This is a genomic window from Rhodococcus sp. C26F (assembly GCF_053345925.1).
In genome coordinates this window covers 128,447-139,518 of sequence record NZ_JBKFBA010000008.1, presented here as the reverse complement: position 1 = coordinate 139,518, position 11,072 = coordinate 128,447, and the positions used below count along the sequence as shown (strand labels likewise).

Below are 11,072 nucleotides of genomic sequence, written 5' to 3'. Positions count from 1 at the left end.
CCGACCGGCCCGCGACGTCGGGGGTCACCTCAGGTGAGCACCGAGCAGTTCCCGGAAGGACGGTCCGTCCGTGTGGACCGCGTTCCCCGACACGCGCGGCCGTCCGGCGGGCGAGGCGTCCGAGACCACGTGTGGTGATCCCGTGCTGCGGGTGATCTGTTCGGCGAGTTCGTCCGCAGCCCTGCCGATCCGCCCCTTCAGTGCCGTGGCGGCCTCGCTCTCGCCGAAGTCGTCGGTGGCGGCGAAGACGCCGGTGGGCACGACGAGCGCGCGCAGGTAGCTCAGCAGCGGCCGCATCGCGTGGTCGAGGACCAGCGAGTGCCGGGCGCTGCCCGCGGTCGCGGCGATCACGGTGGGCACACCGGTGAGCGTGTCCGGATCGAGCGCGTCGAAGAACATCTTGAACAGGCCCGAGTAGCCGGCGGCGAAGACCGGGCTCACCGCGATCAGCCCGTCGGCGGTCGCGAGCTGTTCGCGGGCCCGCGCGACCGCCGCGGTGGGGACACCGGCGGTGAAGGTGGTGGCGAGATCCGTCGCGAGGCTACGCAGTTCGATCACCTCGATCTCCGCGTGGTCGCCCTGCGCGCCGACCGCGACGCGAGTGGCCTCGGCGAGCAGACGGGTGGTGGACGGTTCGGACAGGCCACCGCTGACGACGACGATGCGGCGGGTCATCGGGCGTCCGCCTCCTCGGGCACGAGGTCGACGCGGGCCGGTATCACCTGGTGGTGCGCCGAGTCGGCCCCCTGCGCGGCGAGGGTGGTGTGCGTGGGTGGGTCGGACGGCACGTGGGCGGGGCGGCGACGTTCGAATTCCGTTCGCAGCACCGGCACGACCTCCCGGCCGAGGATCTCGATCTGCTCGAGCACGACGTCGAGCGGCAGGCCGGCGTGGTCCATGAGGAACAGCTGACGCTGATAGTCCCCGGCGTAGTCGGCGAAGCCGAGCGTGCGTTCGACGACCTGCTCGGGTGTGCCGACGGTCAGCGGTGTCATCGTCGAGAAGTCCTCGAGCGACGGGCCGTGACCGTAGACGGGAGCGTTGTCGAAATAGGGACGGAAGATCCGCTTCGCCTCGGCCTCGGTCTCCGCCATGAACACCTGGCCGCCGAGCCCGACGACGGCCTGGTCTGCGGCCCCGTGACCGTACTGCTCGAACCGCTGCCGGTAGAGGGCGATCATCTGCTGGATGTGTTCCTTGTTCCAGAAGATGTTGTTGTGGAAGAAACCGTCGCCGTAGAAGGCGGCCTGCTCGGCGATCTCGGGCGAACGGATGGAGCCGTGCCAGACGAAGGGCGGGGTGTCGTCGAGCGGCCACGGGGTGGAGGTGTAGCCGTGCAGCGGTGTGCGGAACTTGCCCTCCCAGTCGACGACGCGTTCGCGCCAGAGCCGTCGCAGCAGGTGGTAGTTCTCGATCGCCAGCGGGATGCCCTGCCGGATGTCCTTGCCGAACCATGGGTAGACCGGTCCGGTGTTCCCGCGCCCCATCATGAGGTCGACGCGGCCGCCGGAGAGGTGCTGCAGCATCGCGAAGTCCTCGGCGATCTTCACCGGGTCGTTGGTGGTGATGAGAGTGGTCGCGGTCGAGAGGATGAGCTTCTCGGTCCTCGCGGCGATCCAACCGAGCATCGTCGTCGGCGAGGACGGGACGAAGGGTGGATTGTGGTGCTCGCCGGACGCGAAGACGTCCAGGCCCACCTCCTCGGCCTTCAGCGCGATCTTCGTCATCGCGACGATGCGCTCGTGTTCGGTGGGGACCCGGCCCGTCGTGGGGTCGCGCGTGACGTCGCCGATGGTGAAGATGCCGAACTGCACGGTCGAACCTCCGTCAAGTAGTTGAACTGTCAACTACTCTAACGGACGGGGCATCCGGAAGATTCCCGGGCGGGTCCCCGCCCGGGGTCCGGGCTCCCTAGGCCGACCAGCCGGTGCTCTGGGCCCACTCCCACGCGCGATGATGCGCCCGGTCGAACCACGGGGCCTTGAGCGCCGCGTAGGCGGCGGCCGCCTCGGCAGGATCCGACTTCTGCGCCGCTTCGGCGGCGGCATCGGCCTTGAGGTCGGCGTACTCGCGCTTCGCGGTGTCGACCGCAGACAACCAGTCACGCAGCAGCAACGCGAACTGCTGAGCGGGCCAGCCGTCCACCCGGACCGCCACCCGCGCCGGACGACCGGGATCGGCGCTGCCGTGCAGCCGCATCTCCCACACCGCCGGGTCGGTCTCTCCTCCGGCGCCGTAGGACGGCTTGGGTTCGTCGGTCACCACATCGTCGATGTGCGGGAAGCCCGCAGCGGCCAACGCGGGTGCGAGCGCGTCGGCTGCCGCGAGGTCGCCGACGGTGATCTGCAGGTCGATGCCGTCGACGGCGGCCAGACCGGCCACCGCGGTGGAACCGACGTGGTCGATGCGCTTCGCCGCTCCCCCGGCTGCGAGGGCCAGCCGGGCGATGAGGCGCTGCGCCTGCCGTTGCCACTCCTCGCGCGCGGGCACGAGCACCGGATCCACCTCGACCACCGTGCCGGTGCGCAGATTCTTCTCGAACGGCACCAGGCGGTCGTTCCACAGCGTCCGGACCTGCTCGACCAGCACCTGCTGATCACCGGTGTTGTCGAGCCACACATCGGCGACCTCGCGCCGTTGTTCCTCCGTCGCCTGCGCTGCGATCCGCGCGCGGGCGTCCGCCTCGGGCATGCCGCGCAGTTCGACGAGACGCCGGATCCGCTCCGTCTCGTCGGCGTGCACGACGGCGACGAGGTGGAAGGCCGGCGCCATCCCACCCTCGACGAGCAGCGGGATGTCCTGCACGACCACCGCGTCGTCGGGCGCAGCGGCGACCAGCTCGGCGGTACGGCGTCCGACCCGGGGATGGGTGATGGCATTGAGAACCGCGCGGGCATCCTCGCTGGCGAACGCCTTCGCCGCCAGGGCAGGGCGGTCGAGGGTGCCGTCGGGCTGCAGGATGTCCTCACCGAAGGCGTCGACGAGCTCGGCGAGTCCCTCGGAGCCGGGAGCGACGATCTCCCGGGCGACGACATCGGAGTCGACGATCACCGCCCCGAGTTCGACGAGCTCCTTGGCGACGGTCGACTTGCCCGCCCCGATTCCTCCGGTCAACCCCATTCGCAGCACGCTGCCCAGTCTCGCATCACCGCGTCCCCGAGGCATCTTCGCGGTCCCTACGACGCCTCGCGCATCGTCAGTCCCGACAGCGCGACGACATATTCGTCCGTCTGCTCGCCGAAGCCGACGGTGTACACCGTCGGGTAGTAGCCGGTCCGCCGGTAGGACGACGGTTGTTTCACGATCTCCCGCAGGGACGGCTTCGTCGCCAGCCACTCCCGGGTCATCATCGGCTCGATGAAGATGAATTCCCCGTCCCACGACCCGTTGAGCAGCACCTCGGTGAACTCGAAGGAGCCGGGGATCACGCCGTCGGCGGCGTCCGTCCAGTGCATGCCCATGAACGGCACGGTGTTCTCGACAGGAGGACCGGGTGGTGGGATGTACCCCTGGGGAACGTATTCGGGTTCCGGCAGCCGCGCCGCGCGCTCCGCGAAATCGGGTGCGTCCGGGTCCACCTCGCGATGGGCGTCCGTCGTGTAGAAGTGCATGTCGAAATGGGGCGCGCCGTAGAGGATCTCCGGATCGTGCCCGTTCGGGTTCCAGTCCAGCAGCACGTGGTCGAAACCGGTGTCCGGGGCGCCGGCGGGAAGATCCAGCATGAGCATCGTCATCTCGGCGTCCGGGCCGTCGGGAAGGCCGGTGAGCACGGACTCCGACATCCGGATACCGACCTCGCGCGGCCTTCCCTCGTGATCGACGACGACGTAGGTGCGGGAGATGCCCTCCCCCAGTTCGCGTTCCGGTCCGTAGAGGATGGTGACACCGTGATGGTGCCCCGCGGACTGCGCGCCCTCGGCCGTCGGGACGGATCCGTCGCCGCAGCCCGCGAGGGCCAGAACGGCGCAGGTCGAGAGGGAGAGTGCGGTGATCGATCGAGAAGTTCGCAATGCCTGCCTTGTGGGAGTGGAAGGGTTCGGGGTGGGAGGTGTCGGTCTCATCGGGGCCGGCGCACGACCTGCCCGACGCGCAGCACGCCGTGGGTGTCGTGCTCGTCGGCGAGGGCGCCGAGCCAGTGCGCGGTGTCGTCGTCGTAGGTGCGCGCGATGCGGTCCGGATCCGAGGTGGCGGTGAAGTTGGGCAGCGAGGTGCCCGTGGTCCACGGCGCCAGCGCCCGGTCGATGACCTGGGTGTGTGCGACGACGGCGTCGGCCGCTTGGGACGCGAGCACACCGATGACGAAGAGGGTGAAGGCGGCGTCGCGGTGGCAGAAGGCGCTGCGATGCCGCGGTTCGCGTGCCAGGGCTCCGCCGAGGAGCCGCACCTCGACGATGGTCTGCGGCGAGTGCGAGCCCGGTCCCACCACCGAGAGCAACGCGTCGATCGCGTCGTGCGTCAGTTCGCGGGTCAGCGCACTGTGTTCGTGGGTCGGCATCGGGTCGACCGGGTCGGCGTGCACCGCTCCGAGTGCCGCGTACGGCAGGGTGGTGATGCCGTCGAGGATCGGGGTCGCGACCGTGCGCAGCGCACCGAGGATCGCCTCGGACTCGGCTTCGCCGGCGACGCTCGCGAAGCGGACGGCCACGGTCGCGCGACCGGCCAGCGGTTCCGGGACTCCCGGCAGCGGCGGCAGTTGCAGGAAGGCCAGCGAGGTCGAACTGTGCTCGGGCAGGTCGGCGCACAGGTCCAGCCAGGCGTGCGCCACCGCGGCCGCGTCGGCGCCGTCGAAATACAGCGCTCCACCGTAGAAGTGCGGCAGGGGCATCAGGTCGATCTCCACCGCGGTGACGATGCCGAGGGTCGCCTTGCCACCGCGCAGGCCCCAGAACAGTTCCGAGTGCTGCTCGGGAGTCACCCGGAGCAGGTCTCCGTCACCGGTGACGAGATCGAAGGCCCGCACGTGGTCGGAGGAGAGCCCGTAGGTGCGGACCAGCGGGCCGATGCCCCCGCCGGTCAGGAAACCGGCCACGCCGACGTGAGGTGACGATCCCGCGAGCGGGGCCAGACCGTGGGGTGCGGCGGCGTCGATGACCTGCTGCCACACCAGGCCGGCTCCGAGACGGGCGGTGCGGGTGTCGGGATCGATCAGGCATTCGGTGAGGCGGCCGGTGTGCACGAGCAGCACATCGTCGCCGAGCGGCACGGCGCCGTGTCCGGTGCGCTGTACGGCCACCTTCAGGCCGTGTTCGCCCGCGAACCGGACGGTGGCGCTGACGTCGAGGGCGTTCTCGACCGCGATCACCGCGCGGGGACGGACCGGCACCGCCACGTTCCACGGGGTCGCGGCGTCGTAGCCGGGTTCGCCCGGCAGGGAGATCGATCCGGTGACCGCGGTGCGGAGGGCGTCGAGTGGGTCGGTGCCGATGGTGGGCGTCCGGAGGTTCATGTGCACTTCCTTTCGTCGCACGGGATGGGGTGCGACGAAAGAGTGCCGGGACCGGCTTGGCGGCTTCTTGCGGCGACATGGGGCGTGGTCCAAGCGTCCGCCAAGAACCGGTCAGGTGGGGATCGAGCGGGCGTAGGCGGCGAGGCCGAGCATGCCGGTGCGGGTGGCTTCGTCGGCGATCGCGACGATCTCCCGGCTGCGTTCGGGCGAGGCCGGGCGCAGTTGGGCGCGCAGCAGACGGCACCGCAGCAGTGTCGGCGGGCTCGATGTACGGGTCGCGAGGTCCTCGGCCCGGTCCAGCAGCGCCGCGGCGTCGTCGGTGCGTCCGAGCAGTGCGTGCAGGCGCGCGCAGACCTCCGCCACCGACCCGATCACCCCGACCTGTCCCACCGTCGCGATGCGATCGGTAAACGTGTCGAGGAGTTCGAGGAACATCTCGGCGTAGTCGACGAGGGCGAGGTCGGCGACGACGCGCGCGATGAGTGTGCGGTGACCGAGCGTCGTCCAGGTGAAGGGTGCTCCCTTGGCTGCCCACTGTTCGATGTCGCGGATCACCGCCGCGGTGTCCCGGCGGGCGCCGGCGATGGCGATGCTCCAGGAATCCGGTTCGACGGTGCCGGGATCCGCGTCGGCGAGGGTGCCGTACTCCCACTCGAGGGTGTTGGTCGCGAGGTCGGAACTGCCCGCCGTGTACAGCTCGGTCTGCAGGTGGAACTGTGTGGCGGTGTCGTAGTGGCGCCGGGTCTCGGCGAAGTCGCCGTGCCATGCCGCAAGCGTCGCCTCCATCCATCGCAGTTGTACGCGCAGAACGGGCAGACGCAGCAGATCGCATCCGGCGATGCCCAGGCGGACGTGGGACGTGGCGGCGTCGACTTCCCCGAGGTTCATCTGCGTCATGCTCGCGACGGCGTGGGCGATCACCTCGTCGAACCGCGCCTGCTGGTGCGGCAGCGCGAGGAGTTCGTCGGTGAGCCGGGCGGATTCGTGACTGTGTGTGGCGACCCCCGAGTAGAGGAGGATGCGGCCCAGCAAGGCGTCGGCGACGACGTCCGGGTCGGCGAGTTCGCGCGCGATCTCCAGCGCGGTGCGGCTCATCCCGTCGGGGACGGACGAATCGAGGTGATAGCAACTGCCCACGGCGAGCGCCGCGAGCACCCGGGCGTGCGCTGCGCGGTCGGTCGCGACGAACGGTTCGAGTGCGGCGAGACGGTCGAGGACCGGTCCCGGATCCTTGCCGTAGGACACCCACGGCCACGCCCCGGCCGCGCGCAGCAGCGCTGCAGCCAGGCGTCCGGCCGTCGACGTGCGACCGTCGCGGACCGCGTCGAGCAGACCGGCGTCGACGACGTCGAGTACGGTCTGGCCGCGACCCGCGCGGGCGAGTGCCTCGACGCGCGCGACGAGCAGATCGTCGCGGTCGCCCGGGGATCGTTCCGCGGCAGGCAGCCGGTCGAAGGCCCGGACGGCATCGTCCCACCAGCGGGCCGCCTCCTCCGAGTTCCACCTCTCGGTGGCCTCGCGGGCGGCGGTGACACAGGCGTCGAGCACCACGCGAGCGTCGACGAGCGGCAGTGCCGCCATGAGATGCCGGGCTCGTCTGCCCGCACGATCCGGGTCGGAGGAGTCCGCCAGGACCTCCGCGACGCGTGCGTGCATGCGTTGGCGGCGGATGGCGGGAATCGCCGCGAGGATCTCGTCGCGGAGCAGTCCGTGGGCGAAGGCGTACCCCCGCAATCCGGGATCGGCGACGATGATGCGTTCGTCGGCGGCGTCGTCGAGATAGTCGGCGAGAGTGTCGGGATCGAGGCGGGTCGCACCGGCGAGGATGTCCATCTCGATGGTGTCCCCGACGACTGCTGCCACCCGGAGCACCTGCAGGACGGCCGGTTCCACTGCGGCGAGCCGCCGCGCGAGGACCGAGCGGACCGCCATGGGGATCCCACCGTCGAGGCGTTCGTCCCGGGGAAGACGCGCGTACTCGGACACGAACAACGGGTTGCCGCCGGTCCGTTGGGCGAGGAGGCGGGCCTCATCGGCGTCGAGCGGTGCGCCGCTCACGTGCCCTGCCAGGGCGGCGACCTCGGGTTCGGCGAGCGCCGGGACGTCGATGTGCCGGTTGCCTTCGCCGTGCAGCACGGCGTCCACGAATCGCCGGACGCCGGGGGTCGTCTCCGAGTCGCGGAGTGTGCACACGAACCAGACGCCCCGCTTGTGCAGGGCTCCCACGAGGTACAGCAGGCAACGCAGGGAGGTCGGGTCGGCCCATTGGATGTCGTCGAGCACGATCGTGAGCACGGGAGTCTGCGTCGCAGCCGTTTCGACGACGCCCAGAATCCGCTCGTAGACCGCGAAGCGCGCTTCGTCGGATTCCACTCCGGTGGGCGGGATCAGGGCGGTGTCGGCATCGGCGCCGAATTCGCGCAGGATGCGCCGGATCGGCCACCAGGCGGGCGCTCCGTCGTCCTCGAGACACCGTGCCCACACGGTGTTCCCGCCGATCGCGGCGGTCCTGGCGTCGCATTCCTCGGCGAGGCGGGTCTTGCCGATGCCGGCGGGTCCGGTGAGGACGACCCAGCGGGTCGCGCCGGAGCGGACCTCGTCGAGCATGCGGTCGAGGATTCCGGTCTCGGAGGTGCGCCCGACGAAGATGCGTCCGGGGCCCGGCGCCGGGGTGGGTGCCGGGACGGCGGGCGCGGCCGGCGTCGGAACCTTCTCCGCGCCCGTCCATCCCGGGGTGCGGGGCCACGCCGCGAGTCCCGGTTCGTGCCGGAGGATCGCGCCCTGCAGGTCGGTGAGTTCGGTGCCGGGCCGCAGCCCCAGCTCGGCGTCCAGCCTCGCCTCGTGGACGCGGAACTGTTCGAGCGCTTCCGACGAACGCCCCGCTCGGTGCAGAGCGAGCATGCGCAGCCAGCAGGTGCGGTCGCGGAACGGGAACTCGCTGCACAGTTCGGTGGCGTCGACGAGGGCGGGAGCGAGGCGACCCAGGGCGAGCAGCGCGGTGATCCGGGTCTCGCGGCATTCGGTGCGCACCTCGTCGAAGGATGCCGCCGCGACCTCCACCCAGTGTTCGTCGCGCAGGTCCTCGAGGAGATGTCCCCGCACCGAGTCGAGGGCACGGTCGGCGGTGTCGAGTGCGAGCTCCCATTCCCCGTCCTCGGCGTGCCGACGGGCGGCCTCGGCGTCGTCGAGGAAGCGGGCCAGGTCGACCGACTCGGCCGGGATGTCGAGGACGTAGCCGGGAGGTTGGCGCACGATCGGGGAGGCCGCACCGCTCTCCCCTCTCAGCACCCTGCGCAGATTGGAGATGTACGCCTGGATGCTCGCCATCGCGCTGGCGGGCGCGTCGTCCTGCCACAGGGCGTCGATCAGCCGGTCGGTGGAGACCACCCGCCCCCGGTTGAGCAGCAGAACGGCGAGGACCGCTCGCTGCTTCCGCGGACCGAGATCGATCTGCGACTCCGAGGTGGGCCCCGCCGGATCACCCGTCGACGCGACCCGAACCACCTCCAGCGGTCCGAGCAGTCGGTACATCATGTGGTGAGCCCCCTCGACCCCGGCCGAACTACGCGATCGTTGCAGTGTAAGGACAGTTTTCGCCGGGTGCGCGGCGACTTCTCATCCCGTCACGGCCGGGAATTCGACCGTGTCGCCCTCGGTGTCCCCGAACGCAGGTGCGGTCTGCGGCCGGGTGCGCAGGCAGGCCACACACACCACGACTCCGAGGGCCGCGACGACCGCCGCCGCCACGAGCGCGCCCTGCAGGCCGGCGACGAAATCCTCCGGTGACCCGCCGGGCAACAGCGACTCGGCGGGCAGGAACACCCCGAGCACCGCGACGCCGACGGCGATGCCGGTCTGGCGGAACGCGTCGTTGATACCGGCCGCGAGACCGGAATGATCCGCGGTGCTCTCCCCGAGGACGATCCCGCTCATCACCGGGTTGAACACGCCGGCGGCCACGCAGGCCACGACGAGTCCCGGCAGCAGGACGTACTTCGAGCTGTCCGCTTCGGCGACCGTCATCATGAGCAACCCGACGGCGACGAGCGCCAGCGAGCACGACAACGAGACCCACGCGGGGACGACACGATCGAGTTTCGCCGTCGCACCGGCCACGACGAACATGGCGACGGTCGCGGGCAGGTACACCAACCCCGCCTGCACCGGCGACAACAGCAGGACGTTCTGCAGGTACAGCGTGGTGTAGACGAACACCGCGAACAACGACGCCGAGATGGCGAAAGCCGCGACCTGCGCTCCGGCGAAGGCCCGGTTGGCGAGCAGATGTGGCGGCAACATCGGTTCGGCGGTGCGCATCTCGTGCACGACGAAGGCGACGAGGGCACCGGCAGCGACGACGAACGCGAGCACCGGCTGGGCATCGGACCACCCGATCTCGTGGCCGCGCAGCACGGCGAACACGAGCGCCGCCAGTCCCACCGCGGCCAGGAGCTGCCCCGGCACGTCGGCACCGCGCGGGCGGGGATCCCGCGATTCGGGCACCCAACGCAGGGTCGGAAGCAGGGTCACGAGACCGATCGGCACGTTGACGAAGAAGATCGCGCGCCAGTCGAGCAGTTCGGTGAGCAGACCTCCGACGAGCGGACCGACCGCGAAGGCGCCGCCGATGGTCGCACCGTAGGCGGCCAGGGCCGACGCCCGCGCCGGCCCTCGGTCGAAGACGTCGGCGAGGAGGGCGAGCGAGCAGGCGAACAGGACCGCCCCACCGATGCCCTGCACGGCCCGGGCGAGGTCGAGGAACCAGATGGTCGGGGCGAGGGCACACAGGAGCGAAGCGACCGTGAACCAGACGAGGCCGACGACGAACACCCGGCGGCGGCCGCGGCGATCGGCCCACGATCCGGCGCCGAGGACCACGGTGGCCAGGGCGAGGGTGTAGGCGTCGATCACCCACTGCAGTGAACTCACGCCCGCGTCGAGGTCGACGGCGATCGACGGCAGTGCGGTATTGACGACGGCGATGTCGAGCATGAGCATCGCCGTCGTCACGCACACCACCAGCAGCGTGATCCGTTTCGTCGCGGCGCTTCTCGCGGGGGTCGGTGTGGTCATGGAACGCCCTTCCGGGTCGAGGTGTGTGGACCTCGGACACGGTGCACCGCGTCGCTTGGGACGAACCGGGTGTACGTCTTGGACCGCTCGGGAGTCACCGACATCTCCTCATCGGAGCGCCCCGGGGATCACACGCCGATCACGACAGGGTCACGGGGCAGTCGCAGCGCCGCTCGGGAACCGGACACACCCCCTCCTACCTGGGGTAAATGCGGAGAATTCGACTTCGTGTCCGATATCGTCGTTGCGAAGCGTCCGTCCCGGCTCGTCCGGAGCATTCGAGAAGGCAGGCCATGCGATCCTCCACCTCAACCACAGGTCGGCATCGCCTCGGCATGGAAAACGGTGTTCACTGCATCCTCATCCCCGAGGTCGCTGCCGCCCTCGCCGAGCACCGGCGGAACTGGTTCACCGCGCTGCTGACGAACGCGCGCCACAGCCACGCCGCGATGCGCAAGCGGGCGACGGCCCTGCCCGCGCAGTGGGCCACTCCCGCCGTGGGGTGAGCTCGCCGTGAGCTGAACGCCTGCCACCGACGACATACGAAGACCGG

At 70.5% G+C, this 11,072-nt stretch carries 8 protein-coding genes; 1 reads left to right on the top strand and 7 read right to left on the bottom strand.

Going from position 1 to position 11,072, the window contains the following annotated elements; genetic code table 11:
* Nucleotides 1-24: 24 nt before the first annotated feature.
* The 7 genes from ACLBYD_RS12235 to ACLBYD_RS12205 all read right to left on the bottom strand — a co-directional run bounded on the left by ACLBYD_RS12235 (nucleotide 25) and on the right by ACLBYD_RS12205 (nucleotide 10,519).
* Nucleotides 25-675: a CE1759 family FMN reductase gene (locus tag ACLBYD_RS12235; RefSeq protein WP_447816632.1), complete on the bottom strand. Its 651-nt coding sequence runs from the start codon at nucleotides 673-675 to the stop codon at nucleotides 25-27.
* A complete protein-coding gene (locus tag ACLBYD_RS12230; RefSeq protein WP_447816631.1) occupies nucleotides 672-1,814 on the bottom strand; it encodes an LLM class flavin-dependent oxidoreductase in 1,143 nt (380 codons plus the stop codon). Before ACLBYD_RS12230 ends, ACLBYD_RS12235 begins: the two co-directional genes overlap by 4 nt.
* A gap of 97 nt (nucleotides 1,815-1,911) precedes the next feature.
* Nucleotides 1,912-3,129, bottom strand: coding sequence for a dephospho-CoA kinase (gene coaE / locus ACLBYD_RS12225; RefSeq protein ID WP_447816630.1), 1,218 nt, complete (start codon nucleotides 3,127-3,129; stop codon nucleotides 1,912-1,914).
* Nucleotides 3,130-3,176: 47 nt separating this feature from the next.
* The gene (locus tag ACLBYD_RS12220; RefSeq protein WP_447816629.1) at nucleotides 3,177-4,010 is read right to left on the bottom strand and encodes a DUF5602 domain-containing protein; all 834 of its coding nucleotides are present in this window, start codon (nucleotides 4,008-4,010) and stop codon (nucleotides 3,177-3,179) included.
* A 47-nt stretch (nucleotides 4,011-4,057) separates the two neighbouring features.
* The gene (locus ACLBYD_RS12215) at nucleotides 4,058-5,446 is read right to left on the bottom strand and encodes an FAD-binding oxidoreductase (RefSeq protein WP_447816628.1); all 1,389 of its coding nucleotides are present in this window, start codon (nucleotides 5,444-5,446) and stop codon (nucleotides 4,058-4,060) included.
* 111 nt (nucleotides 5,447-5,557) lie between these two features.
* Nucleotides 5,558-8,980 (bottom strand): BTAD domain-containing putative transcriptional regulator, encoded by a 3,423-nt coding sequence (locus ACLBYD_RS12210; protein ID WP_447816627.1) that lies wholly within the window; start codon nucleotides 8,978-8,980, stop codon nucleotides 5,558-5,560.
* 81 nt (nucleotides 8,981-9,061) lie between these two features.
* Nucleotides 9,062-10,519 carry an MFS transporter gene (locus tag ACLBYD_RS12205; protein WP_447816626.1) on the bottom strand — a complete coding sequence of 486 codons (1,458 nt, stop codon included), beginning with the start codon at nucleotides 10,517-10,519 and terminating at the stop codon, nucleotides 9,062-9,064.
* Between the two features lie 293 nt (nucleotides 10,520-10,812).
* Between ACLBYD_RS12205 and ACLBYD_RS12200 the strand changes: the two genes are divergently transcribed.
* Nucleotides 10,813-11,025, top strand: a complete 213-nt coding sequence (locus tag ACLBYD_RS12200) for a hypothetical protein (protein ID WP_016934979.1) — start codon at nucleotides 10,813-10,815, stop codon at nucleotides 11,023-11,025.
* Nucleotides 11,026-11,072 lie beyond the last annotated feature (47 nt).